The following is a 25,466-nucleotide window of genomic DNA, read 5'->3' as shown; positions in this document are numbered from 1 at the left end:
GTGCCAGAAGCAGTGGACCACGACGACCCGCATCACAGCTGGAGGTGTGCGCGATGCTCAGCGAACGCAGACTCGAGGTGCTCCGCGCCATCGTCCAGGACTACGTCGGGACGGAGGAGCCGGTCGGCTCCAAGGCGCTGACCGAGCGCCACAAGCTCGGTGTCTCGCCCGCCACCGTGCGCAACGACATGGCCGTCCTGGAGGACGAGGGCTACATCGCCCAGCCGCACACCAGCGCCGGCCGGATCCCCACGGACAAGGGCTACCGCCTCTTCGTCGACAAGCTGGCGGACGTCAAGCCGCTCTCGACGCCGGAGCGCCGGGCCATCCAGAACTTCCTGGACGGCGCCGTCGACCTCGACGACGTCATCGGCCGGACGGTGCGGCTGCTCTCGACGCTGACCCGGCAGGTCGCGATCGTGCAGTATCCCTCGCTGACCCGCTCCACGGTCCGCCACGTCGAACTGCTCGCGCTGGCGCCCGCACGCCTGATGCTCGTGCTGATCACCGACACGGGCCGGGTCGAGCAGCGGCTCGTCGACTGCCAGGCGCCGTTCTCCGAGACCTCGCTCGCCGATCTGCGGGCGCGGCTCAACAGCAGGGTGGTCGGCCGCCGGTTCACCGACGTGCCGAGGCTCGTGCAGGACCTCCCGGAGGCCTTCGAGCCCGACGACCGGACCACGGTCGCGACCGTGCTGCAGACACTGCTGGAGACGCTGGCGGAGGAGGCGGAGGAGCGGCTGATGATCGGCGGCACCGCCAATCTGACGCGCTCCGGGCACGATTTCCCCCTGACGATCAGGCCGGTGCTGGAGGCGCTGGAGGAGCAGGTCGTGCTCCTCAAGCTCCTCGGCGAGGCCAGTGAATCGGGCATGGCTGTACGAATCGGGCATGAGAATGCCTACGAGGGACTGAACTCCACGTCCGTCGTGTCGGTCGGTTACGGTTCGGGCGGCGAAACTGTCGCCAAGCTCGGCGTGGTCGGACCGACCCGCATGGACTACCCCGGAACGATGGGAGCGGTACGCGCAGTGGCACGTTACGTCGGACAGATCCTGGCGGAGTCGTAAGTGGCCACGGACTATTACGCCGTACTCGGCGTACGCCGCGACGCATCGCAGGACGAGATCAAGAAGGCCTTCCGCCGCCTCGCGCGCGAACTCCACCCGGACGTGAATCCGGACCCGAAGACGCAGGAGCGCTTCAAGGAGATCAACGCGGCGTACGAGGTGCTCTCGGACCCGCAGAAGAAGCAGGTCTACGACCTCGGCGGCGACCCGCTGTCCTCCGCGGGCGGCGGCGGTGGCGCCGGCGGCTTCGGAGCGGGCGGCTTCGGCAACTTCTCCGACATCATGGACGCCTTCTTCGGCCAGGCGGCGCAGCGCGGCCCGCGCTCGCGGACCCGCCGCGGCCAGGACGCCATGATCCGCCTCGACCTGGAGCTGGACGAGGCCGCCTTCGGCACGACCAAGGACATCCAGGTCGACACCGCCGTGGTCTGCACCACCTGCTCCGGTGAAGGTGCCGCGCCCGGCACCTCGGCACAGACGTGCGACATGTGCCGCGGCCGCGGTGAGGTGTCGCAGGTCACCCGGTCCTTCCTGGGCCAGGTCATGACCTCGCGCCCCTGCCCCCAGTGCCAGGGCTTCGGCACCGTCGTCCCGACCCCGTGCCCCGAGTGCGCGGGCGACGGCCGGGTCCGCTCCCGCCGCAGCCTCACCGTCAAGATCCCGGCCGGTGTCGAGAACGGCACCCGGATCCAGCTCGCGGGCGAAGGCGAGGTCGGCCCCGGCGGCGGCCCCGCCGGCGACCTGTACGTGGAGATCCACGAGCTCCCGCACCCGATCTTCCAGCGGCGCGGCGACGACCTGCACTGCACGGTGACCATCCCCATGACGGCGGCGGCCCTCGGCACCAAGTGCCCGCTGGAGACGCTCGACGGCATGGAGGAGGTCGACATCCGGCCCGGCACCCAGTCCGGCCAGTCGATCCCGCTGCACGGCCGCGGCGTGACCCACCTGCGCGGCGGCGGCCGCGGCGACCTGATCGTCCACGTCGAGGTCCAGACCCCCGGCAAGCTGGACGCCCAGCAGGAGGAGCTGCTGCGCCAGCTCGCCAAGCTGCGCGGCGAGGAGCGGCCGATGGGCCAGTTCGCGCCGGGCCAGCAGGGCCTCTTCAGCCGCCTGAAGGACGCGTTCAACGGCCGCTGAGCGGCCCGCGGAACACCGCGCCCACCGCGTACGGGCCCGGTCCGGGGAAACCCCGGGCCGGGCCCGCCGCTTGCCGCGGGAAACCGGCCCGGGCGGGGCGTCCGCGGTGATTCGGCGCCGTGCGCGGGACGTGGCACGATGCAGGGCATGTCCTTGGCACTGAGCGGTCTCCAGCGGTACCCGGTCGTGCAGGCTCCCATGGCGGGCGGGGCCTCCTGTCCGCCGCTCGCCGCCGCCGTGTGCGAGGCGGGCGCCCTGGGCTTCCTGGCCGGCGGCTACAAGACCGCCGACGGCATGTACCAGGAGATCAAACGGCTGCGCGCGCTCACCCGGCGCCCGTTCGGCGTGAACCTCTTCATGCCGCAGACCGGCCCCGTCGACCACGCCGCCGTCGAGGCCTACCGCGGCCAACTCGCCGGTGAGGCCACCTGGTACGACGTCTCGATCGCCGAGGAGGACACCCTCGGGACCAGCGACGACGGCTACGACGCCAAACTGGCGATCCTCCTGGAGGACCCGGTCCCGGTCGTGTCGTTCACCTTCGGCTGCCCCACGCCCGCCGCCATCGCCTCCCTGCGCAAGGCGGGCACGTACAGCGTCGTCACCGTCACCTCCGTCGACGAGGCCCGCACCGCCCAGACCGCGGGCGCCGACGCCGTCTGCGTCCAGGGCGTCGAGGCGGGCGGCCACCAGGGCACGCACCGCGACGACCCGCAGGCCGACGCCACCGCCGGGGTCGGCCTGCTCGCGCTCGTGGCGCAGGTGCGCGAGGCCGTGGGCCTCCCGATCATCGCGGCGGGCGGACTGATGCGCGGCTCGCAGATCGCCGCACTGCTGGCGGCCGGCGCCGAGGCGGCCCAGCTCGGCACGGCGTTCCTCGCCTGCCCCGAGTCCGGGGCGCACCCGCTGCACAAGAAGGCGCTGACGGACCCCCTGTTCCCGCATACCGAGCTCACCAGGGCGTTCTCCGGGCGCCCGGCCCGCGGCCTGGTGAACCGCTTCATGCGGGAGCACGGCCCCTACGCCCCGGCCGCCTACCCGCAGATCCACCACATGACCGCCGGGCTGCGCAAGGCCGCCGCCGCGGCCGGCGACCCGCAGGGCATGGCCCTGTGGGCCGGGCAGGGACACCGGCTGGCCCGCGCCATGCCGGCGGGGGAGCTGGTGGAGGTGCTGGCGGCGGAACTCGCCGAGGCACAGAGCACGTTGAACGACATGCAGCAGAGGAGTACGTCATGACCGCCCCCGTGTTCGTGGTCGAAGAGGTCCCCGCGGGGCCGGAGTTCGTGCTGGACGGCCCGGAAGGCCGGCACGCGGTCTCCGTGAAGCGCCTCAACCCCGGCGAGGACGTGGTCCTCACCGACGGGGCCGGCCGCTGGACCGAAGGCGTCGTCAAGGCCGCCGAGGGCAAGGACCGGCTGGTCGTCACGGACCTCCACACCGTCCGGGAGGAGCCCGAACCGGCCGTGCGGATCACCGTGGTCCAGGCCCTGCCCAAGGGCGACCGCGGCGAGCTGGCCGTCGAGACCATGACCGAGACCGGCGTGGACGCGATCGTCCCCTGGCAGGCCTCCCGCTGCATCACCCAGTGGCGCGGCGACCGCGGCGCCAAATCGCTGGCCAAGTGGCGCAACACCGCGCGCGAGGCGGGCAAGCAGTCCCGCCGGGTCCGCTTCCCCGAGGTGGCCGAGGCCATGACCACCAAGCAGGTCGCGGCCCTGCTCGCCGGCGCCGACCTGGCGGCGGTGCTCCACGAGGACCGCAACCACCCCTCGGGCGCCCTGGCCACGGCCGACCTCCCGGCCGCGGGCTCCATCGTCCTCGTCGTCGGCCCCGAGGGCGGGGTCTCGCCCGAGGAACTGGCCCTCTTCGCGGAGGCGGGCGCCCGCCCCCTCCGCCTGGGGCCCTCGGTGCTGCGCACCTCCACCGCGGGCACCGCCGCGGCGGCGGTCCTGCTGGCCCGGACCGGCCGCTGGTCCTGAAATCCCCGGTGGGGGCGGGGCGGCGCCGGATACGATCTCCAGGCTGATCACCACCGACGCGGGCGGCACCGCCCGGGTCTCACCTCGAGGAAGGCGCATCGATGGCCGGCGAACCGCAGGCGGACTGCCTGTTCTGCAAGATCATCGCGGGGCATGTCCCGGCGACCGTGGTCCTGGAGACCGAGACGGTCGTCGCCTTCCGGGACATCAACCCGCAGGCACCCACGCACGTGCTCGTCATCCCCAAGGCGCACTACCCCGACGCCGCCTCGCTGGCCGCCGGCGCGCCGGAGCTCGCCGCCGACGTGCTGCGCGAGGCCGGGGCCATCGCCGCCCAGGAGAAGGTCGACGACCACGGCTACCGGATCGTGTTCAACACCGGTTCCGGCGCGGGCCAGACGGTCTTCCACGCGCACGCGCACCTCCTCGGCGGGCGCGGCCTGCAGTGGCCGCCGGGATAACACCGTGTCCGTACGCGAATTCGTGGTCCTGGGCACCGCCAGCCAGGTGCCCACCCGCCACCGCAACCACAACGGCTACCTCCTGCGCTGGGACGGCGAGGGGATCCTCTTCGACCCGGGCGAGGGGACCCAGCGCCAGATGCTCCGCGCGGGAGTGGCCGCGCACGACATCAACCGGATCTGCATCACCCACTTCCACGGCGACCACAGCCTCGGCCTCGCCGGGGTGATCCAGCGCATCAACCTCGACCAGGTCCCGCACCCGGTCACCGCGCACTACCCGGCCTCCGGACAGGAGTTCTTCGACCGGCTCCGGTACGCCACCGCCTACCGGGAGACCGTCCAGCTGCGCGAGGAACCCGTGGCGCAGGACGGAACACTGGCCGAGGGGCCCTCGTACGTCCTCCAGGCCCGCCGCCTGTCCCACCCGGTGGAGTCCTTCGGCTACCGGCTCACCGAGCCCGACGGGCGCCGCATGCTCCCCGAACTCCTCGCCCGGCGCGGCATCAAGGGTCCCGACGTCGGCCGGATCCAGCGCGAAGGCCGGCTGGACGGGGTCACCCTCGACGACGTCAGCGAGCTCCGGCCCGGCCAGAGCTTCGCCTTCGTCATGGACACCAGGCTCTGCCCCGGCGTCGACGAACTCGCCGAGGGCTGCGACATGCTGGTCATCGAGTCCACCTTCCTCGACGAGGACGCGCAGCTGGCCGCCGACCACGGACACCTGACCGCCGGCCAGGCGGCCCGCGTCGCCCGCGACGGCGGCGTGCGCCACCTCGTGCTGACGCACTTCTCGCAGCGGTACGGCGACCCCTCCGAGTTCGAGCGCCAGGCGCGCGCGGCCGGCTTCGAGGGCGAGCTGACCATCGCCGCGGACCTCGCCCGGGTGCCCCTGCCCAAGCGGCGCCAGGACTGACGAGGACTCCGGCCGGCCCCGTGGCCGCGACCGCCGGGCCGCTCCGGAGAGCGGCCCGGCGGTGACGTACGCCACACTGGGGTTTGAGTCCGGCCCGGACGGGCAGAGCTGGCGGCCTTCCGCCGGAACGGCCGCCGGCAGAAACGACCCTTCGCACCGATCGGGGAGTGCACCGTGACCAACCGGGACAGCCGACGCAGCCGCACCGCCGACCTGGACCCGCTCGGTCCGCTGCGCGACCCCCAGGACCCGGGGTGCGACGTCTTCCTGACCGGAACGGTCTTCCTCGACATCATCTTCACCGGCCTCGACTCCGCCCCGGTGCGCGGTACGGAGTCCTGGGCCCGCGGCATGGGCTCCAGCCCCGGCGGCGTGGCCAACATGGCCACCGCCCTCGCCCGGCTCGGCCTGCGCACCTCGCTCGCCGCGGCCTTCGGCGACGACCACTACGGCGAGTACTGCTGGGACGCGCTGGCGCACGGCGAGGGCATCGACCTGTCCATGTCGCGGACCATCCCCGGCTGGCACAGCCCGGTCACCGTCTCGATGGCGTACGAGGGCGAGCGCACGATGGTCTCGCACGGCCACGAGGCGCCGCCCCCGGCCGGCCCCGCCCCCTCCCCGCAGTGCCCGCCGCGCACGCGGGCGGCCGTCGCCTCGCTGGCCCCGGGCCGGGCCGACGGCTGGATCGGGGAGGCGGCCCGCCGCGGATCGCGGATCTTCGCGGACGTGGGGTGGGACGAGACGGGGCGGTGGGACCTCGGCGCGCTGGCCGACCTGGAGCACTGCGAGGCCTTCCTGCCGAACGCGGGGGAGGCGATGCGGTACACGCGGACCGAGTGTCCGAGAGCGGCGGCGCGGGCGCTGGCCGACCGGGTGCCGGTCGCCGTGGTGACGCTGGGCCCGGAGGGCTCGTACGCGGTGGACTCGGGGACCGGCGAGACGGTCGAGGTGCCGGGGATCGCGGTGGACGCGCTGGACCCGACCGGCGCCGGGGACGTCTACGTGGCCGGGTTCGTCACCGGCACGCTGGCCGGGTGGCCGCTGGCCGACCGGCTCGCCTTCGCGGGCCTGACGGCGGCCCTGTCCGTCCAGGAGTTCGGCGGCTCCCTGTCGGCCCCCGGCTGGCCCGAGGTGGCCCACTGGTGGCAGACCGCCCCGGACGGGCTGCGCGACCGCTACGCCTTCCTGGACGACCTGATCCCGCGGGACGCGTCCCGCGGCCCCCGCCGCCGCGCGGTCCCCACCATCGGCTTCCGCCACTTCGCATAGCCCCCCCCGGAACCCGGACAGCCCCGGCACAGACCCCCGCCGCCGGCCCTCAGCCCGAGCGGCCCCGGCCATCCCCGGCCTGGGCAGCCCCGGACCCCGGCCTGGGCAGCCCCGGACCCCGGCGCCCCGGCCCGGGCGGCTCCGGACCCCGGCACCTCGGCCCCGCCCCCGGCCCGGTCGGCCCTGGACCCCGGCGGCCGGCCCGGTCGGCACCGGCGCCCGGGCGGCCGCGGCGCGAAACTCCGTCGGCCCCGGCACCCCGGCCCGGGCGACCTCGGACTCCGGGCTGCCGGCCCCGGCGGCCGGGACCCCGCACGCGGCACACCCGGCCCGCACCACCCGGTGCACCCGGCCGGCGCCGCCCGGTGCACCTGGCCCGTACCGCCCGGTCGCGGGGTCGGAGGGGTGGCGGAAAACCCCTCGGTGCAGCCGTCGCGGCGACGTACCCTTGGTACTCCGGAGGTCGTCGATCGGCGCGGCCCCTCAGCGGGAGGTATGTGCAGGCCACAGTGCCGGCCCATGACTCAGACACCGACATCTCACACCCCGGCGCAGGGACAGGCGCGAGCCCATTTCACCGTTCCGGCGAGCCACCCGATGGTGGCGGTGCTCGGCCCTGGTGACGCCCTGCTGCGTGTGATCGAGAAGGCCTTCCCGAAGGCCGACATCCATGTTCGGGACAACCAGGTCAGCGCGATCGGCGAAGCGGCGGAAGTCCGCCTGATACAGCGCCTGTTCGACGAGATGATGCTCGTGCTCCGCACCGGGCAGCCGATGACGGAGGACGCAGTGGAACGCTCGATCGCCATGCTCAGGGCCAGCGAAAACGGCAACGGCCCGCAGGAGACCCCTGCCGAGGTGCTCACGCAGAACATCCTCTCCAGCCGCGGCCGCACCATCCGCCCCAAGACCCTGAACCAGAAGCGGTACGTCGACGCGATCGACAAACACACGATCGTCTTCGGCATCGGCCCCGCCGGTACCGGCAAGACCTACCTCGCCATGGCCAAGGCGGTCCAGGCCCTGCAGTCCAAGCAGGTCAGCCGGATCATCCTGACCCGCCCGGCCGTCGAGGCCGGAGAGCGGCTCGGCTTCCTGCCCGGCACGCTCTTCGACAAGATCGACCCGTACCTGCGCCCGCTGTACGACGCGCTGCACGACATGCTCGACCCGGACTCGATCCCCCGGCTCATGGCCAACGGAACGATCGAGGTCGCCCCCCTCGCCTACATGAGGGGAAGAGCCCAACCTCGCTTCACGAAGGTCCTGACGCCGGACGGCTGGCGCCCCATCGGCGACCTCCAGGTGGGTGACCTGGTCGTCGGGTCGAACGGCGAGCCCACCCCCGTCCTCGGCGTCTACCCGCAGGGCGAGAAGGACATCTACCGCGTCACCGCCCAGGACGGCTCCTGGACCCTGTGCTGCGGCGAGCACCTGTGGACGGTCCGCACGGCCTCGGACAAGCGCCGCGACAAGCCGTGGCGGGTCCTGGAGACCAAGGAGATGATCGGCAGCCTCCGTGCGGCACACGCGCGCCGGTACGAGCTGCCGCTGCTCACCGCTCCGGTTGCCTTTCCCGCGCGCGAGGTACCCATGGATCCGTACGCGCTGGGTCTGCTGCTGGGCGACGGCTGTATCACGGGAAACATCACGCCTTCCTTCAGCACAGCTGACCCGGAACTCGTTTCCGCGCTGGAAGCGGCGCTGCCAGGGGTCGTGCTGCGGCACAAGGGGCGCTACGACTACTTCCTGAATCGGGTGCCAATGCCGGGTGACCCGGGTAGCGGGGTGGCGAATCCGGTCACGACGATGCTTCGGTCCATGGATCTGCTGGGCACTAGATCGTCTTCGAAGCTTGTGCCAGACGACTACCTCTACAACACAGCTGAAGTGCGTCTCGCGGTACTTCAAGGGCTGCTCGATACAGACGGTGGTCCAGTCACCCAGCGAGACCGCACTTGCCGTGTTCAGTTCACGACTGCGTCGATCCTCCTCCGAGACGACGTGATCGCGCTCGTTCAGTCACTTGGAGGCGTGGCGTACACGCGCCGCCGGGCTGCTGAGGGTCGCAAGCCCGGCAGGGTCAACGGCCGGGAAGTCCGGTTCAATCGCGACGCACACATCATCGACATCCGCCTCCCCGAGGGCATCGAGCCGTTCCGCCTCTCCCGCAAGCGGGACGCGTACCACGCGGCAGGCGGCGGCGGGCGTCCGATGCGCTTCATCGACTCCATCGAGCCCGCGGGCCGCGAGGAGGCCGTCTGCATCCAGGTCGCTGCAGAGGACTCCCTGTACGTCACCCAGGACTACCTGCTGACGCACAACACCCTCAATGACGCCTTCGTGGTGCTCGACGAGGCGCAGAACACGAGTCCGGAGCAGATGAAGATGTTCCTGACCCGGCTCGGCTTCGACTCGAAGATCGTCATCACGGGTGACGTCACCCAGGTCGACCTCCCCGGCAGCACCAAGTCCGGTCTGCGCCAGGTCCAGTCGATCCTGGAGGGCATCCCGGACATCCACTTCTCGCGGCTCACGTCCGAGGATGTGGTCCGGCACAAGCTGGTCGGCCGTATCGTCGATGCGTACGAGAAGTACGACGACAGCCAGGCGGACCGGGAACCCCGGCCGGCCCGGAACGGCACCCAGCGGAAGTAGAACCCAGCGCACCATGTCGATCGACGTCAACAACGAGTCCGGAACCGAGGTCGACGAGCGGGCGATCCTCGACATCGCCCGGTACGCGCTCACCCGCATGCGGATCCACCCCCTGTCCGAGCTGTCCGTCATCGTCGTCGACGAGGACGCGATGGAGCAGCTCCACATCCAGTGGATGGACCTGCCCGGACCCACCGACGTCATGTCCTTCCCGATGGACGAGCTCCGTCCGCCGGCCAAGGACGACGAGGAGCCCCCGCAGGGGCTCCTCGGTGACATCGTGCTCTGCCCCGAGGTGGCGAAGAAGCAGGGCGAGGACGCCCCGACCCGGCACTCCATGGACGAGGAGCTCCAGCTCCTGACCGTCCACGGGGTGCTGCACCTGCTGGGCTACGACCACGAGGAGCCGGACGAGAAGGCCGAGATGTTCGGCCTCCAGGCGGCCATCGTCGACGGCTGGCGCGGCGAGCGCGGCCTGACGGGCCCGTCCCCGGCCCCGACCGTCTCGTGACCGCCCCGCAACTGATCACCGGGGCGGTCCTGCTGGTGGTGGTCGCCTGGTTCGCGGCCTGCGCCGAGTCGGGCCTGGCCCGGGTGTCCAGCTTCCGCGCCGAGCAGGCCGTACGGGAGGGCCGGCGCGGCAGTGAGAAGCTGCTCCAGGTCGCCCAGGACACCACCCGCTACCTCAACGTCGCCCTGCTGGTCCGGGTGACCTGCGAGATGGCGGCCGGGGTGCTCGTCACGTACGTCTGCCTCGATGCGCTCGGCGAGAACTGGAAGGCGCTGCTCACCGCGATCGCCGTGATGGTCCTGGTCTCCTTCGTGGCCGTCGGCGTATCGCCGCGCACCATCGGCCGCCAGCACCCGCTCGGCACGGCGACGGCCGCCGCGTACGTCCTGGTGCCGCTCGCCCGCGTCATGGGGCCCATCCCGCAGCTGCTGATCCTCCTCGGCAACGCCCTCACCCCCGGCAAGGGGTTCCGCAAGGGCCCGTTCGCCTCGGAGGCCGAGCTGCGCGCCATGGTCGACCTGGCGGAGAAGGAGTCGCTGATCGAGGACGAGGAGCGCCGGATGGTGCACCAGATCTTCGAGCTGGGCGACACCCTGGTGCGCGAGGTGATGGTGCCGCGCACCGACCTGGTCTGCATCGAGCGGTACAAGACGATCCGCCAGGCGACCACGCTCGCGCTGCGCTCGGGCTTCTCGCGCATCCCGGTGACCGGGGAGAACGAGGACGACATCGTCGGGATCGTGTACCTGAAGGACCTGGTCCGCAAGACGCACATCAGCCGGGACGCGGAGTCCGACCTGGTCTCCACGGCCATGCGGCCGGCGGTGTTCGTACCGGACACCAAGAACGCGGGCGACCTGCTGCGCGAGATGCAGCAGGTGCGCAACCACGTCGCCGTCGTCATCGACGAGTACGGCGGCACGGCGGGCATCGTCACCATCGAGGACATCCTGGAGGAGATCGTCGGTGAGATCACCGACGAGTACGACCGGGAGCTCCCGCCCGTCGAGGACCTCGGGGAGGACCGCTACCGGGTGACGGCCCGGCTCGACATCACCGACCTCGGCGAGCTGTTCAAGGTGGAGGCCTTCGACGACGAGGACGTGGAGACGGTCGGCGGCCTGCTGGCCAAGGCCCTCGGCCGGGTGCCGATCGCGGGCGCCTCGGCGCTGGTCGAGCTGCCCGACGGGCGGCCGCTGCGGCTGACGGCCGAGGCGCCGGCCGGCCGCCGGAACAAGATCGTGACCGTGCTCGTGGAGCCGGTGGCCCCGGCGGAGGCCGAGGGCGAGGGGGAGGAGGGGGAATGACCCCTGCGGAACTGCGCGAGCTGTGCCTTGGTTTCAACGCGGCGGTGGAGGAGTTCCCCTTCAATCCCGAGACCTCGGTGTTCAAGGTGCTGGGGAAGGTGTTCGCGCTGTCGTCGCTCGACGCGGAGCCGCTGAAGGTGAACCTCAAGTGCGAGCCCGAGCTGGCGGTGCGGCTGCGCGCCGAGTACGAGGCGATCGTGCCGGGCTGGCACATGAACAAGCGGCACTGGAACACGGTGACGGTGGGCGGCCCCGGCGCCCTGCCCGACGCGATGGTCCGGGAGCTCGTCGAGGACAGCTACGACCTGGTGGTCGCGGGCCTGCCGAGGGCGGAGCGGCTGCGCCTGGACCGGCCCTGAGCCGAGCGGCCGCCCGGCCGTCCGACGTGAGCTCCCCCCCGCCTTGCCCTGCCGTGTCCCGCCCTGCCCTGCCCTGCCGTGTCCCGCCCTGCCCTGTCCTGTCCTGTCCGGCGGGCCGCCGGGGCGTGGGACCAACGTCACTGATTTCCGGGGCTTTCGGCAGGAGGAATTCCCTTCACCTGCCCTTATGTTGGTCCAGGCCAATCCCTGAGACGGGAGTGACGCGGGGGACACGCGGGGGCATGGAGGGGAGAGCGCCTCGGCGGGGCCGTCGTACGGCCCCGCCGAGGCGCTCCATATGCTTTCGCCCATGACCGACAGCACCGGGATCAGCCCCGAGGACAGCAAGATCATCACGCTGGCGCGCAGCGCCCGGGCCCGCAACGGCGTGCCCGAGGGTGCGGCGGTCCGGGACGAGACGGGCCGCACGTACGTCGCCGGGACCGTGGAGCTCCCCTCCCTCCGGCTGAGCGCGCTCCAGACGGCGGTCGCGATGGCCGTGGCGAGCGGTGCCGAGTCCCTCGAAGCCGCGGCCGTGGTCGGCACGGCCGACGCGGTGGCCGACACCGACCGGGCCGCCGTCCGCGACCTCGGCGGCCCGGACACCCCGGTCCTGCTGGCCGCCCCGGACGGCACGCTCCGCTCGACCACGCCGGCCGGCGCCTGACCTGACCCGGTCGCCCCCTTCCCCCGGCGCACGGCCGCCGTACCGGCAGCCGTGCGCCGCGGGAACAGTGGTGTGCACGCAGGGCGCTGTCGGCGGCCCGGCCGGACGCCCAGCATGGGACGGACCCCTCCCCGGAGAAAAAGGACGCCCATGCGCCGCCTCGCCTGCCCTGCCGTCTCCGCCGCCCTGCTCGGCGGCTGCCTCCTCGCCGTCGCGGCACCGGCGGCCCAGGCCGCCCCGGCCGGTTACGGCCCGGGCTGCCGAGCCGAGGTCGCCAAGGCCCGCACCTGGCTGACGCAGGTCGGCCGCGACCCCCGCACCAGCGACCCCGTGGTCGTGCACCGGAAGCTGGAGGAGGTCGTGCCGCTGGTCTCCGGCCAGGTCGCCCGGCAGGTCGCGGGCATGTCCTCCGCCATCGCGGGCAAGTGCCTGCGCTGATCCGGACACGCCCGTACGGGCCCGCAGGCTGACCGCGGACCCGTACGGACCGGAGCGGCCGGCGCCCCGCCAGGGGCGCGGGGAACTGCGCGATCAGCCGCCACCGGGCCGCAGACGGTCGCCGGACCATCGCGGCACCTCCCGCGGAGCGCTCAGGCCGCGGCGGAAGCGACGGGCGCCGCGGCCGGACTGCGGCGGATGACCATCGCCATCAGCGCGGCCGCCGCGCACAGCGCCCCCGACGCGTACCAGACGACGTCGTACGAGCCGAACACGTCCCGGGCCACACCGCCCAGGAACGCCACCGCCCCGGCGCCCACCTGGTGCGAGGCCAGCACCCAGCCGAAGACGATCGCACTGTCCTCCCCGTAGTGCTCGCGGCACAGCGCGATCGTCGGCGGGACGGTCGCGACCCAGTCCAGCCCGTAGAAGACGATGAAGAACAGCATCGGCGGGTGCACCGTCGGCGCCAGCAGCATCGGCAGGAACAGCAGCGACACCCCGCGCAGGGCGTAGTAGACCGCCAGCAGTCGCCGCGCCTCGAAGCGGTCGGTGAACCAGCCCGACGCCACGGTGCCGACCACGTCGAAGACGCCGATCACCGCCAGCAGCCCGGCGGCCGCCGTCACCGGCATCCCGTGGTCGTGTGCGGCCGGCACGAAATGCGTCTTGACCAGGCCGTTCGTCGAGGCGCCGCAGATCGCGAAGGTGCCCGCCAGCAGCCAGAACGGTCCGGTCCGCGCCGCCCGGAGCAGCACCGCCACCGCCCGCCGGGCCGCGCCCGGCACCGGCGCGGGCTTGGCCGTGTACGACCCCCCGTACGGGGCCAGGCCCACGTCCGCCGGGTGGTCGCGCAGCAGCAGCCAGACGAACGGCACGACGGACAGCGCCGCCAGCGAGACCGTCACGGCCGCGGGCCGCCAGCCGTGGTGCTCCACCAGCCAGGACAGCAGCGGCAGGAAGACCAGCTGCCCGGAGGCCCCGGCCGCGGTCAGCACGCCGGTGACCAGGCCGCGCCGGGCGGTGAACCAGCGGTTGGTCACCGTGGCCGCGAACGCCAGCGCCATCGAGCCGCTGCCCAGGCCCACCAGCACGCCCCAGAACAGCACCAGCTGCCAGGCGGCGGTCATCCACACCGTGGCGACCGATCCGGCGGAGATGACCAGCAGGGCCAGCGCCACGACGCGGCGGATGCCGAAGCGGTCCATCAGGGCGGCGGCGAAGGGCGCGGTGAGCCCGTAGAGGGCGAGGTTGACCGAGACGGCGAAGCCGATCGTGCCCCGCGACCAGTCGAACTCCCCGTGCAGCGGCTCGATGAGCAGCCCGGGCAGGGAGGCGAAGGCGGCGGCGCCGATGATCGTCACGAAGGCGACGGCGGCGACGAACCAGGCGCGGTGGACGCGGCCGGGCGCGGCGGGAGCGGGGGCGGGCGCGGGGGCGGGGGCCGTGTCCGGTGCGGCGGTGGCCGAGGGGGAGGGGCCGGGCACCGGGGCGGGGGCAGCTGACTGATTCACGCCGTCAGCATCCGGCCGGGGCGCCCACCTGCAACAGTGGCCTGACCGACACCCTTCGATACGATTGGGCCATGGCCGCTCCGCACCGTGTCGTCGTCCTCGCGCTCACCGGACTGCTGCCCTTCGAGCTGGGCATCCCGCACAGGATCTTCGGCCGCGCCAGAGACGCCGCCGGGGCGCCCCTGTACGAGATCCTGACCTGCGGCCTGGCCCCCGGGCCGGTTCGGACGGACGCGGACTTCGCGGTCCACGTGGAGCACGGCCCCGAACTGCTCGCCACCGCCGACACCGTCGTCGTACCGGCCGCGTACGAGCTCGGGCCCGTGTACGAGGAGGGCAGGCTGACCGGGGAGCTCGCGGCGGCCCTGGCCCACATCCGGCCCGGCACCCGGCTCGTCTCGATCTGCACCGGCGGCTACCTCCTGGCCGCCGCCGGGTACCTCGACGGGCGCCCCGCCACCACGCACTGGTTCCACGCCGAGCACTTCCAGCGCCTCTTCCCGGCCGTCCGGGTCGACCCGGACGTGCTGTACACGGACGACGGGAACGTGCTGACCTCCGCCGGGGTCGCCGCCGGCATCGACCTCTGCCTGCACATCGTGCGCAAGGACCACGGTGCGGCCGTCGCCAACGACGTGGCCCGGCGGACCGTCGTGCCGCCGCACCGGGACGGAGGCCAGGCCCAGTTCGTCGAACGCCCCGTGCCGCAGCCGCAGCTGGCCAGCACCGCGGCCGCCCGGGCCTGGGTGCTGGGGCGGCTGCACGAGCCGGTGCGGCTGGCCGACCTGGCCCGGCAGGAGTCCATGTCGGTCCGCACCTTCACGCGCCGGTTCCGGGAGGAGGCCGGCACCAGCCCGGGCGAGTGGATCACCGGGCAGCGCGTGGAGCGGGCCCGGCAGCTGCTGGAGCAGACGGACCTGGCGATGGAACAGGTCGCGCGGGAGGCGGGCTTCGGGACGGCGCAGTCGCTGCGCAAGCACGTGCAGGCCGCGCTCGGGGTGAGCCCGACGGCGTACCGGCGGACGTTCCGGGCAACGGGCGGGAACGGCGGCCCGGGCGGCGCCGCGGACTGAGGCGCGGCCGGGGTGCGCCGGCCGGTGCGTACCGGCCGGGCGGCGGCATCCTGCCATTTTCTGATGGGCCATCAGGCGGTTCCGGGCGCATGCATTGACTTCTTCCGCCGCCCGGCCGTCAATGGCGCCCAGCCGGCGGCCGGTCGGAGGCCGGTCGGCGCCGAGGGAACCGGGGAGCGGCCAGTGCGCGCAGCGGCGGGCAGCAGGAGGCGGGCGGCGGCCATCGGCCTGGCCGTGCTCGCGGCCGCCGCCGGGGGCGCGCTGAGCCCGCCCGCCGCTGCCGAGGAGGAAACGCCGCCGGGGCAGGTGGAGTTCCCGACGCGGTGCCTGCCACCGCCGGAGACCGGGCTCCTGCCCGCCGACGGGACCACCGCGGCCCGGATCACCGTCGACCGGCCGGCGCCGCGGATCGGCGACACGGTCACCGTGACCTACCGGGTGGCCAAGACCCCAGCCGTGGACCCGACCGGTGCGGCAGCCCCCGTCGGCGCGCCCGCCCCGGCCGGGCGCGTCCTGCTGGGCGGCGCACAGGCCGGGGAGGTCGCCGTCACGGCCGTGCGGCCCGCGGAGGACGCAGGGCCTCCGGGTGCGCACGCAGGGCCTCCGAATACGGATCCCGGCGAGGTCGGGGGCGTGGTTCCGGTCGCGTCCGACGCCGCCATGACGGGGACGTTCACGGTCACCGCGCCCGGCGAGATCACCCTCACCCCGGGCGGCTACACCCTGCCCACCGGCACCCACTGCACCCCCGCCGGGCCGTCGGCGCCGGTTTCCGCACGGCTCACCGTGCCCCCGCTGCCCCGCCTCAACCTGCGGTCGGTCTCGCTCGCCGCGGCAGAGGGCGCCCCCGGCGGCCGGGTCAGGGTCACCGGCGTCGGCTTCACCCCGGGCGCCCCCGTGACCGTGGCCGGCCGGGCGGGCGCCGCCGAGACCGCGGACCGGGCGGCGGCCGCGGCGGACGCGTGGGGCCGGCTGGCCGCCGAGCTGCCGGTCGCGGACCGGGCGACCACGGCGGTGGTGGCGTACGAGGGCCCGGCGTGGACGCCGGAGGAGGGCTCCCGCCCGGCGGCGTACACGGTGCTCGAACCGGCTCCCGTCCCCGCGCCCGCGCCGGAGCCGCCCGGCGGGCTGTCCATGGCCCAGGCGGGCGCGGCGATCACGCTGGGCGCGGTCGGGTACGGGGCGGGCGGCGCGGCCCCCGGCCGGATCGGGACGGTCACGGTCACGGACACCCGCGGCGGGGCGGCGGGGTGGACCCTGACCGGCAGGATCACGGAGCTCACCGGCCCGGGCGGGATCCGCGTCCCCGGGGCATCGCTGACCTGGGCCCCGTCCTGCACACCAGCCCCACCAGCCCCACCGGCCCTGCCCGCCGCGCCCGCCCCGCCCACACCACCCGCCCAGGTTGCCCCGGGCAGCACCGTGGGCCGCTGCACGCCCGGCAGCCCCGGCCCGGTCGGCCCGCAGGGTGCGGTCCTGGCCTCCGGAGCCGGCGCGCCGCCGGCCGGGGGCGCGGCCGGCTTCACGGTGGACGCGGAGGTCTCCCTCCATCTCCCGCCATACACCCCGCCGGGGGCGTACCGGGCAGTCCTCACCCTCACCCTGTCGTGACGCGTTCGCCGGCCCGCCCCGGCGGCCCGCCGGGCCGCCCGGTCGGTGGCCTGGTCGGCGCCCCGGGCGGCATCGGGGAGAATGGCCCGTATGAGCGATCGTTCCCCCGAGTCCCACAGCCCGCACCGTGCGGGCTTCGCCTGCTTCGTCGGCCGCCCCAACGCGGGGAAGTCGACCCTGACCAACGCACTCGTGGGCACCAAGGTCGCGATCACCTCGAACCGGCCGCAGACCACCCGCCACACCGTCCGCGGCATCGTGCACCGCCCCGACGCCCAGCTGGTCCTGGTCGACACCCCCGGCCTGCACAAGCCGCGCACCTTGCTCGGCGAGCGGCTGAACGACGTCGTGCGGACCACCTGGGCCGAGGTCGACGTCATCGGCTTCTGCCTGCCCGCCGACCAGAAGCTCGGCCCCGGCGACCGGTTCATCGCGAAGGAACTCGCGGGGATCAAGAAGACCCCCAAGGTCGCCATCGTCACCAAGACCGACCTGGTCGAGTCCAAGGCCCTGGCCGAGCAGCTCATCGCGATCCAGCAGCTCGGCGACGAGCTCGGCATCGAGTGGGCCGAGATCGTCCCCGTCTCCGCCGTCGGCGACAACCAGGTCCAGCTGCTGGCCGACCTGATCACGCCGATGCTGCCCGAGAGCCCGCCGCTGTACCCGGAGGGCGACCTCACCGACGAGCCCGAGATGGTGATGGTCGCGGAGCTGATCCGGGAGGCCGCCCTGGAGGGCGTCCGCGACGAGCTCCCGCACTCCATCGCCGTCGTGGTCGAGGAGATGATCCCCCGGGAGAACCGCCCGGCGGACCGGCCGCTGCTCGACATCCACGCCAACGTCTACATCGAGCGGCCCAGCCAGAAGGGCATCATCATCGGCCCCAAGGGCTCCCGCCTGAAGGAGGTCGGGATGAAGTCGCGCAAGCACATCGAGGCGCTGCTCGGCACCCCGGTCTTCCTTGACCTGCACGTGAAGGTCGCCAAGGACTGGCAGCGCGACCCCAAGCAGCTCCGCAAGCTCGGCTTCTAGCCGGGGCCCCGGGCGCCTCGGCTTCCAGCCAGGGCCCCGGGCGGCCCACAGGACGGGACTACGGGAGCCGGCGCACCTTCACCGTGTTGTCGGCCCGGGTCCCGGCCCGGCCGTCGGGGCTGTTCTGCTCCCGTACGTACTCCTCCGCGCGCAGGACCTCCCAGGCGTCCTCGGGCAGCTCCAGCTGGTCGAGGACCTCGCCGGGGGTCGGGAAGTCGATCTCCGGGCGCACCTCGTCCTCCTGCCAGGTCGCCCAGCCGCCGTGGCCGACGACCAGCAGGATCCCGCCGGGGGCCACGGCCGCAGCGGCGGTCCGCAGGACCCGGGCGCGGGGGAAGTCGCCGTAGTTGTGCAGGAAGCAGGCCGAGACGAGGTCGAACTCCCCGGTGGGGAAGGACTCGGTGAGGTCGTGCCGCCGGAGGGCGATGCGGTCGGCGACGCCCGCCTCGGCGGCGTGCGCGGCGGCCCGTTCCAGCGCCACCTCCGAGATGTCGGTCCCGGTGACCTGCCAGCCCCGGCGGGCCAGCCACACGGCGTCGGCTCCCTCGCCGCAGCCGAGGTCGAGGGCGCGGCCGGGGGCGAGGCCGGCGGCCTCGCGGACGAGGGCCTCATTGGGGTTGCCGCTCCAGATGCGGTCGCTCTCGCGGTAGCGGGAGTCCCAGAAAGCCTGGTCCCCGGCCGGCGGCTCGGACGGGGCGGCCCCGCCGTGCCGGTGGGAGTGGTCGTGGTCGTGGGCGTGCGTGGGGGTGTGGGCGTGCTCGGGCATCGGGGTCCCTTCCTCTGCGGGTCTGCGGCTCCGCGGGTCCGCGGGTTCCGGATGTGCCCGATGCTGCGCCGTCCGCCGCCGCCGGGCCAAGGACCTTTGCCGTTTCGGCAACCCGCCGCCGAGCCGCGCCCCGTAAGGGGCGCGGGGAACTGCGCGACCGGCCCCCGCCGGCCCGCAGTTTCCCGACCGGAGTTCCAGCGGAGCGCTCAGGCGGGTTCCGCGATCAGGGCCGTGGCCACCGTGCGGAAGCCCACCCGGGCGTAGATGCGGGCCACGGCCTCGTCCCCGGCCGACAGGAAGACCGTACGGGCGCCCCGCGTGAGGGCGTCCGCGACCAGCGCCGCGGTGACCGCGAGCGCCAGGCCCTGGCGGCGTGCCGACGGCAGGGTGCCGACCCCGGCCACCTCGGCGACGTCGCCGACCGGGTTGTACTGGCCCGCGGCGAGGACCACGCCGTCGCGCACCGCCGCCGCCAGGGCGGTCCGGCCCGACGCCAGCCGTTCGGCCACGGCGCTGCGGTGGGCCGCGGCGTCCGGGTCGGCCATGGCCACGGCCAGCTCGGCCGGGCCCGTGGCGCCCACCGCCGTCCCCGCGTCCGCGAAGGCCAGCCGCGGTACCGTCACGGCCGCCGTCAGCAGCTCGTCGTCCGCGCCGAGGAGCCGGACCTCCGGGTGCGCGGGCTGCCGCGGTGCGGACGGCTCCAGCACCATCAGCGGATGCGCGTGCACCCGCAGCCCCGCCGCCTCCACGGGGGCCCGCAGCCAGGGGCTGGTTTCGGCCACCCATTCGAAGGCCTGCGGGACGCCGAGTTGCCGCTGCCGGGCCAGGACGCGCTCCACGTCGGCGGTGCCGGCGCCCGTACTGCCGAGCGCGGGCCGCGCGTAGTACGGCCAGCCCGCACCCTCCCGGACGAAGAGGGTCAGCGGGCCGAAGTCCTCGGCCCGCGCGCCCCCGACCCGCGGCACGGTGTCGTAGTACTGCTCCAACCGGGACAGGAGTGTCGGTGTCATCCGGTCATCCAAGCAAAAGCGCCCTGCTCAGGCACCTTCTTTGAGGAGCCGGGTGATCAGCTGCCGCTGCGCCTCCGACAGGTCGGGCTCCTGGCAGGTCACCGTCCGCCCGTCGACCGTGATCCGGTACGAGAAGCCGTCCCGGACCCGGTCCGACCCCGGGGAGGCCGCGGCGGGCCGCAGCGCGAGCTGCGCCAGGCCCTGCCACTCCTCCTCGTCCGGCAGGCCCGAGGTGTCCACCTCGGCCCGGCGCTCGATGCCCGCGAAGCCGCCCGTCCGTACCACCTGAATCCGCATGACCGTCTTTCTACCCCGCTGCGGCCGCCTACCCCAGGCCGACCGCCGCCCACGCCTTCTGCAGCGCCCGGTGCTCCGCGCCGCCGTCCCCGTAGCGGGTCGCGGCGGCGGCCGCGGACAGCCGGGCGAAGTCCTTGAAGTCGGCGTCGGGGGTGAGCTCGCCGCCGGTCAGCGTGTCGTACCAGATCTGCCCGGCGCGCTCCCACGCCTTGCCGCCGAGCTCGGTGGCGACCAGGTAGAAGGCGTGGTTCGGGATGCCGGAGTTGATGTGCACGCCGCCGTTGTCCCGGTTGGTGCGCACGTAGTCGTCCATCGTGGCCGGCTGCGGGTCCTTGCCGAGTTCGTCGTCGTCGTACGCGGTGCCCGGCGCCTTCATCGAGCGCAGCGCGACCCCGGTGACGTCGGGGCCGAGCAGTCCGGCGCCGATCAGCCAGTCCGCCCGGTCGGCCGTCTGCTCCAGGGTGTACTGCTTGATCAGCGAGCCGAAGACGTCGGACATCGACTCGTTGAGCGCGCCCGACTGGCCGTAGTACTCCAGGTTCGCGGTGTACTGGGTGACGCCGTGGGCGAGTTCGTGCCCGATGACGTCCACGGCCACGGTGAAGTCGAGGAAGAGGTCCCCGTCGCCGTCGCCGAACACCATCTGCTCGCCGTCCCAGAAGGCGTTGTTGTAGTCCTGGCCGTAGTGCACGGACGCGTTCAGGGGCAGGCCGGCGTCGTCGATCGAGCGCCGTCCGAAGGCCGTCAGGAGGAGCTCGTACGTGGCGCCCAGCCCGGCGTAGGCGCGGTTGACGGTGGTGTCCTCGGAGGCCGGTGCGCCTTCGGCGCGGACCTTCTTCCCGGGCAGCCGGGTGCGGTGCTGGGCGTCGTGGATGGTCCGGCGGGGTCCGTCCGGCACGGGCGCGCCCAGGGCCGGGGGCGCGAACCCGCGGACGCTGGTGATCCGGCGCCGGGTGCGCAGGGGGCCGTCGTGTTCGAGGGTGCGCAGGGCGGCCTCGGCGCGCCGGGTGTCGGCGGACCGGGCGATCCGGTCGAGCAGGTGCGGCGGCACCACGGTGCAGAAGACCGGGTGGCGGGGGGTGCGGCCGTCGGAGTGGGTGTGAGCGTGGGAGGCATCCATCCCGGCAATGTGGCAGTGGGTCACACCGCTGTCACTACCTGCAACCATGATTCATTCGGTTGTCTGAAAGCGGGCGGGCCGTGTTGACGGTTTGACCGGGCCTCGGACGTCGCGAGGAGACGTAGCTCACATAAGGGTACAAATCGGACAGGGGGGTCCCGCATACTGGAACGGTCCCTCGCGCCACGGCGCGGCTCGGCTAGGCTCGGCCCATCATGCGTTTCGGGCTGCTTCTGCTTAGCTGCCGCGGCGAGGGTCTGTAGTCGTAGGTCGACCCCCTCCCCGCGGAGTCTGGTGTTGCGGTTTACGACCGCCGTCGGCCGTTCCAGCGATCCCCACGCGGACACCCGAGGAGCCCTACGCCATGAGTCAGCACACCTTCGCCGGTCGCCCCACGCCCATCACGAACGCGACCCACACGCAGCAGCCCTCCGGAATGCCGATCCACAAGTACGGCCGCTACGAGCAGGTCGACCTGCCGGACCGCACCTGGCCGGACGCGCGCGTGACCAAGGCCCCCCGCTGGCTGTCCACCGACCTGCGCGACGGCAACCAGTCGCTGATCGACCCGATGACCCCGGCCCGCAAGCGCGAGATGTTCGACCTGCTGGTGCGCATGGGCTACAAGGAGATCGAGGTCGGCTTCCCGTCCTCCGGCGAGACCGACTACGCGTTCGTGCGCTCCATCATCGAAGAGGGCGCGATCCCGGACGACGTCACCATCTCCGTACTGACCCAGGCCCGCGAGGACCTGATCGAGCGGACCGTGGAGTCCCTGGTCGGCGCCAAGCGCGCCACCGTCCACCTGTACAACGCGACCGCCCCGACCTTCCGCCGGGTCGTCTTCCGCGGCTCCAAGGAGCAGATCAAGCAGATCGCCGTCGACGGCACCCGCCTGGTCATGGAGTACGCCGAGAAGCTGCTGGGCCCCGAGACCGTCTTCGGCTACCAGTACAGCCCGGAGATCTTCACCGACACCGAGCTGGACTTCGCCCTGGAGGTCTGCGAGGCCGTCTGCGACGTCTGGCAGCCCGGCCCCGGCCGCGAGATCATCCTGAACCTGCCCGCCACCGTGGAGCGCTCGACGCCGTCCACGCACGCGGACCGCTTCGAGTGGATGGCCCGCAACCTGACCCGCCGCGAGCACATCTGCATCTCCGTACACCCGCACAACGACCGCGGCACCGCCGTCGCCGCCGCCGAGCTGGCGCTGATGGCCGGCGCCGACCGCATCGAGGGCTGCCTGTTCGGGCAGGGTGAGCGCACCGGCAACGTCGACCTGATCACCCTGGGCATGAACCTGTTCTCGCAGGGCATCGACCCGCAGATCGACTTCTCCCAGATCGACGAGATCCGCCGCACCAGCGAGTACTGCAACCAGATGCCGGTCCACCCGCGCCACCCCTACGCGGGCGACCTGGTGTACACCGCCTTCTCCGGCTCCCACCAGGACGCCATCAAGAAGGGCTTCGACGCCATGGAGGCCGACGCGGCCGCCCGGGGCAAGACGGTGGACGACATCGAGTGGGCCGTGCCGTACCTGCCGATCGACCCCAAGGACGTCGGCCGCTCCTACGAGGCGGTCATCCGCGTCAACTCGCAGTCCGGCAAGGGCGGTGTCGCGTACGTCCTGAAGAACGACCACAAGCTGGACCTGCCGCGCCGCATGCAGATCGAGTTCTCGAAGATCATCCAGGCCATGACGGACGCCGAGGGCGGCGAGGTCACCCCGAAGGCCATCTGGGACATCTTCTCGGACGAGTACCTGCCCAACCCCGAGAACCCGTGGGGCCGCATCCAGCTGCGCGCCGGCTCGACGGCCACCGACAAGGACGGCACGGACACGCTGAACGTCGAAGCGGTCGTGGACGGCGTGGAGACGGTCCTGAACGGCACCGGCAACGGCCCGATCTCGGCCTTCTTCGACGCGCTGGCCGCCATCGGCATCGACGCCCGCCTGCTGGACTACACCGAGCACACGATGAGCGAGGGCGCCTCCGCCGTGGCCGCCTCGTACATCGAGTGCGCGATCGACGGCCGCGTCCTGTGGGGCATCGGCATCGACGCCAACACGACGCGCGCCTCGCTGAAGGCGGTCGTCTCCGCCGTCAACCGCGCCGGCCGCTGACCCGCCGGCCGGCCCGGCACGCCCGGTCGGCCCGCAGGACCGCGCCGCTGCCCCGCCCCTCCGCCCGGAGGCGCGGGGCAGCGCCGTCCCGGCGGCCGCCTCAGCGGGCCAGGTAGCCGCCGTCCACCGGCAGGACCACGCCCGTCACGAACGAGGCCGCGTCCGACGCCAGGAACGCGATCACCCGGGCCACCTCGTCCGGCTCCCCGAGCCGTCCCATCGGATGCGCGGCGGAGACCTCCGCGAGGTACTCCGGGCCGCCCGGCTCGTCCGACAGCGCCAGCACCCGCTCCGTCCGGATGGTCCCCGGCGCCACCGCGTTGACGCGGATCCCGTGCGCCGCCCACTCCACCGCGAGGTGCTTCGTCAGCCCCGACGCCACGAACTTCGCCGGCCCGTACGCCGCCTGCCGGGCCTGCCCGGCCACCCCCGAGATCGAGGACACGCAGACCAGCGCACCCCCGGGCTCCGGCTGCGCGGTCATCGCCTCGATCGCGTACTTGCAGGTCAGGAACATGCCGCGGCCGTCCACCGCCATGACCCGGTCCCAGTCCTGCGGACTGGTCTCGCGTACGTCCGAAAGGGGGAGGATCCCGGCGTTCGCCACGGCCACGTCGAGCCGCCCGTACGCCTCCACCGCGGCCCGGACCATCGCACGGTTGTCCCCCGGATCGGCTACATCACCGGTCACGACGGTGACGCCGAACCCCTCGGCGGCCAGTTCCGTACGCAGGTCCTCCAGCCCGGGGCCATTGATGTCGGCCGCGGTCACCCGGGCGCCGGAGCGGGCCAGCAGCCGGGCGGTGGCCCGGCCGATCCCGCTCGCGGCCCCGGTGACCAGACAGGATGTGTCGTTCACGCGGCGAGCGTAGGGACAACGGGCGGGCCGCTGTGGGAGGCGCAGGGGTGGAGACCGGCCAAGTGCCTCCGGCGGGGGAGGTTGTCTTGTCACACGACTGACGCATCCTCACCGATGTGGCTAACATCACGCCAACCCGGTGATGCCGCCTGGGGGTCCCGCCCGTGCCCGCGAAGCCACGGGGGAGTTACGGAGGTGCGACGTGCTGCCAGTTCGGGGTGGGGACGGCCGGAAGCCGGCGGTCTGGGGCATCCGTACCACGTGGAGCACGGTGGGCGACGGGGAGTTCTTCTGCCCGGGCTGCGGCGGCGACCGCAACTACCGCCGGCGCACCGGCCGCCGCCGGTTCACCGTCCTCGGCGTCCCGCTGCTGCCGCGCGGCGAGGCCGGCCCCGTCGTCGAATGCCAGGGCTGCCGGGAGCGCTTCGGCACCGAGGTCCTCGACCAGCTCACCACCACCCGCTTCTCGGTGCTGCTGCGCGACGCCGTCCACACCGTCACCCTGGCCGTGCTGGCGGCGGGCGGGACCTCCGCGCGCGGCACGCTGGAGGCCGCCGTGTCGACCGTACGGGCGGCCGGCTTCCAGGACTGCACCCGGGAGCAGCTGGAGTCCCTCGTCCAGGCGCTGGCGAGCGAGGAGGGCCGGCTCGGGCTGTACGACGCCCCCGACTGCTGCGGCGCCGCCCTGGCCATCGAGCTGCACGAGGCACTGGAACCGCTGGCGCCGCACCTGGCCGGGCCGGGCCGGGAGTCGATCCTGCTGCAGGGCGCGCGGATCGCCCTGGCGGACGGCCCGTACACGCCCGCCGAGCGCGAGGTGCTCGCCACGGTCGGCGCGGCGCTGCGGATGGGCTCCGACGAGGTGGCGGGCCTGCTGTCGGCCGTACGCGCCCCCTGAGGGCCCGCCGCGGCGCCCGGGCCCGGCCCGGGTGAGGTAACGATCCGGCCTCGCAGGGCCGAAACCGCATCACAGGACGGGGGGATCCCGCCTGCGCCGCGGCCGGCGATTCCAGCACGTGGACACCCGGAGCGGGCCCGTCGCGTTCGCCGTCCGCGCGCCCGTGAAGCGCATCGCCGCACGTCGCGAGGGGCGGGCTGCGCGCGTGCGCAGGAGGGGGCCGGTGCCGGGAGGCCGTGGCCCATATCCCGTTACGGAGGCGTACGCCACTGGCGGATCCCACAGATCAGGCGTCACAGTCGATCAACAATTTGTGGAAGTCGACGATATCTGTGAGCCCTTCCACAGGCGTTCAATTCCGGACACACGCCGAGACG

The 25,466-nt window shown here is 73.5% G+C and carries 24 protein-coding genes; 18 read left to right on the top strand and 6 right to left on the bottom strand.

Annotated features, from left to right (window positions below; translation table 11 throughout):
* Positions 1 to 53: 53 nt before the first annotated feature.
* From hrcA to ACIQUT_RS07315, 13 genes are all read left to right on the top strand, one after another.
* The gene (hrcA, locus tag ACIQUT_RS07375; protein ID WP_403560367.1) at positions 54 to 1,070 is read left to right on the top strand and encodes a heat-inducible transcriptional repressor HrcA; all 1,017 of its coding nucleotides are present in this window, start codon (positions 54 to 56) and stop codon (positions 1,068 to 1,070) included.
* Positions 1,071 to 2,210, top strand: coding sequence for a molecular chaperone DnaJ (gene dnaJ, locus ACIQUT_RS07370; protein ID WP_403560365.1), 1,140 nt, complete (start codon positions 1,071 to 1,073; stop codon positions 2,208 to 2,210). It begins immediately after the preceding gene.
* Positions 2,211 to 2,357: 147 nt separating this feature from the next.
* Entirely contained in the window at positions 2,358 to 3,449 is a 1,092-nt protein-coding gene (locus ACIQUT_RS07365; protein ID WP_403560363.1) for a nitronate monooxygenase, read from the top strand.
* A complete protein-coding gene (locus ACIQUT_RS07360) occupies positions 3,446 to 4,192 on the top strand; it encodes a 16S rRNA (uracil(1498)-N(3))-methyltransferase (protein WP_403560361.1) in 747 nt (248 codons plus the stop codon). The genes ACIQUT_RS07365 and ACIQUT_RS07360 overlap by 4 nt, the downstream gene beginning before the upstream one ends.
* A 101-nt stretch (positions 4,193 to 4,293) precedes the next feature.
* The gene (locus tag ACIQUT_RS07355; protein WP_403560359.1) at positions 4,294 to 4,653 is read left to right on the top strand and encodes a histidine triad nucleotide-binding protein; all 360 of its coding nucleotides are present in this window, start codon (positions 4,294 to 4,296) and stop codon (positions 4,651 to 4,653) included.
* Between the two features lie 4 nt (positions 4,654 to 4,657).
* Positions 4,658 to 5,569 (top strand): ribonuclease Z, encoded by a 912-nt coding sequence (locus tag ACIQUT_RS07350; RefSeq protein ID WP_403560358.1) that lies wholly within the window; start codon positions 4,658 to 4,660, stop codon positions 5,567 to 5,569.
* A gap of 174 nt (positions 5,570 to 5,743) precedes the next feature.
* Positions 5,744 to 6,841 (top strand): PfkB family carbohydrate kinase, encoded by a 1,098-nt coding sequence (locus tag ACIQUT_RS07345; RefSeq protein ID WP_403560356.1) that lies wholly within the window; start codon positions 5,744 to 5,746, stop codon positions 6,839 to 6,841.
* A gap of 519 nt (positions 6,842 to 7,360) precedes the next feature.
* Positions 7,361 to 9,499 (top strand): PhoH family protein, encoded by a 2,139-nt coding sequence (locus ACIQUT_RS07340; RefSeq protein WP_403560633.1) that lies wholly within the window; start codon positions 7,361 to 7,363, stop codon positions 9,497 to 9,499.
* A gap of 13 nt (positions 9,500 to 9,512) precedes the next feature.
* Positions 9,513 to 10,010, top strand: coding sequence for an rRNA maturation RNase YbeY (gene ybeY, locus ACIQUT_RS07335; RefSeq protein ID WP_403560354.1), 498 nt, complete (start codon positions 9,513 to 9,515; stop codon positions 10,008 to 10,010).
* Positions 10,007 to 11,317, top strand: a complete 1,311-nt coding sequence (locus tag ACIQUT_RS07330; protein ID WP_403560352.1) for a hemolysin family protein — start codon at positions 10,007 to 10,009, stop codon at positions 11,315 to 11,317. Before ybeY ends, ACIQUT_RS07330 begins: the two co-directional genes overlap by 4 nt.
* A complete protein-coding gene (locus tag ACIQUT_RS07325) occupies positions 11,314 to 11,676 on the top strand; it encodes an MmcQ/YjbR family DNA-binding protein (protein WP_403560350.1) in 363 nt (120 codons plus the stop codon). The genes ACIQUT_RS07330 and ACIQUT_RS07325 overlap by 4 nt, the downstream gene beginning before the upstream one ends.
* Positions 11,677 to 11,986: 310 nt before the next feature.
* Positions 11,987 to 12,343 carry a cytidine deaminase gene (locus ACIQUT_RS07320; RefSeq protein ID WP_385683710.1) on the top strand — a complete coding sequence of 119 codons (357 nt, stop codon included), beginning with the start codon at positions 11,987 to 11,989 and terminating at the stop codon, positions 12,341 to 12,343.
* Positions 12,344 to 12,493: 150 nt separating this feature from the next.
* Complete coding sequence (locus ACIQUT_RS07315; RefSeq protein ID WP_403560348.1) at positions 12,494 to 12,781, top strand: hypothetical protein; 288 nt, start codon at positions 12,494 to 12,496, stop codon at positions 12,779 to 12,781.
* Positions 12,782 to 12,933: 152 nt separating this feature from the next.
* Here ACIQUT_RS07315 and ACIQUT_RS07310 read toward each other — a convergent pair whose 3' ends face one another.
* Positions 12,934 to 14,268, bottom strand: coding sequence for an MFS transporter (locus ACIQUT_RS07310; RefSeq protein ID WP_403560631.1), 1,335 nt, complete (start codon positions 14,266 to 14,268; stop codon positions 12,934 to 12,936).
* Positions 14,269 to 14,366: 98 nt separating this feature from the next.
* Between ACIQUT_RS07310 and ACIQUT_RS07305 the strand changes: the two genes are divergently transcribed.
* The 3 genes from ACIQUT_RS07305 (at position 14,367) to era (ending at position 18,011) form a co-directional block, all read left to right on the top strand.
* Entirely contained in the window at positions 14,367 to 15,368 is a 1,002-nt protein-coding gene (locus ACIQUT_RS07305; protein WP_403560346.1) for a GlxA family transcriptional regulator, read from the top strand.
* A gap of 183 nt (positions 15,369 to 15,551) precedes the next feature.
* Entirely contained in the window at positions 15,552 to 16,979 is a 1,428-nt protein-coding gene (locus tag ACIQUT_RS07300; RefSeq protein WP_403560344.1) for a beta-xylosidase, read from the top strand.
* 81 nt (positions 16,980 to 17,060) lie between these two features.
* The gene (era, locus tag ACIQUT_RS07295) at positions 17,061 to 18,011 is read left to right on the top strand and encodes a GTPase Era (protein ID WP_403560342.1); all 951 of its coding nucleotides are present in this window, start codon (positions 17,061 to 17,063) and stop codon (positions 18,009 to 18,011) included.
* Between the two features lie 58 nt (positions 18,012 to 18,069).
* Here the strand turns inward: era and ACIQUT_RS07290 are convergent, their stop codons facing one another.
* The 4 genes from ACIQUT_RS07290 to ACIQUT_RS07275 all read right to left on the bottom strand — a co-directional run bounded on the left by ACIQUT_RS07290 (position 18,070) and on the right by ACIQUT_RS07275 (position 21,204).
* Positions 18,070 to 18,777: a class I SAM-dependent methyltransferase gene (locus tag ACIQUT_RS07290; protein ID WP_403560341.1), complete on the bottom strand. Its 708-nt coding sequence runs from the start codon at positions 18,775 to 18,777 to the stop codon at positions 18,070 to 18,072.
* 206 nt (positions 18,778 to 18,983) lie between these two features.
* A complete protein-coding gene (locus ACIQUT_RS07285; RefSeq protein WP_403560339.1) occupies positions 18,984 to 19,787 on the bottom strand; it encodes a GNAT family N-acetyltransferase in 804 nt (267 codons plus the stop codon).
* 27 nt (positions 19,788 to 19,814) lie between these two features.
* A complete protein-coding gene (locus tag ACIQUT_RS07280) occupies positions 19,815 to 20,084 on the bottom strand; it encodes a protealysin inhibitor emfourin (protein ID WP_179177268.1) in 270 nt (89 codons plus the stop codon).
* 28 nt (positions 20,085 to 20,112) lie between these two features.
* Positions 20,113 to 21,204 carry a M4 family metallopeptidase gene (locus ACIQUT_RS07275; protein WP_403560337.1) on the bottom strand — a complete coding sequence of 364 codons (1,092 nt, stop codon included), beginning with the start codon at positions 21,202 to 21,204 and terminating at the stop codon, positions 20,113 to 20,115.
* Positions 21,205 to 21,568: 364 nt separating this feature from the next.
* On the opposite strand from ACIQUT_RS07275, the gene leuA reads away from it, so the two are divergent.
* Positions 21,569 to 23,332 (top strand): 2-isopropylmalate synthase, encoded by a 1,764-nt coding sequence (leuA, locus tag ACIQUT_RS07270; RefSeq protein ID WP_403560335.1) that lies wholly within the window; start codon positions 21,569 to 21,571, stop codon positions 23,330 to 23,332.
* A gap of 100 nt (positions 23,333 to 23,432) precedes the next feature.
* Here leuA and ACIQUT_RS07265 read toward each other — a convergent pair whose 3' ends face one another.
* On the bottom strand, positions 23,433 to 24,191 hold the full coding sequence (locus ACIQUT_RS07265) for an SDR family NAD(P)-dependent oxidoreductase (protein ID WP_403560333.1): 759 nt from the start codon (positions 24,189 to 24,191) through the stop codon (positions 23,433 to 23,435).
* A 202-nt stretch (positions 24,192 to 24,393) separates the two neighbouring features.
* Here ACIQUT_RS07265 and ACIQUT_RS07260 point away from each other — a divergent pair, with 202 nt between their 5' ends.
* Positions 24,394 to 25,089, top strand: a complete 696-nt coding sequence (locus tag ACIQUT_RS07260; protein ID WP_403560331.1) for a TerB family tellurite resistance protein — start codon at positions 24,394 to 24,396, stop codon at positions 25,087 to 25,089.
* The last annotated feature ends 377 nt before the right edge of the window (positions 25,090 to 25,466 follow it).

This window comes from Streptomyces sp. NPDC090445 (assembly GCF_044769385.1).
Taxonomy (GTDB): domain Bacteria; phylum Actinomycetota; class Actinomycetes; order Streptomycetales; family Streptomycetaceae; genus Streptomyces.
Note: the sequence above shows the minus strand (reverse complement) of the source record. Positions and strands in the feature narration are given on the sequence as shown.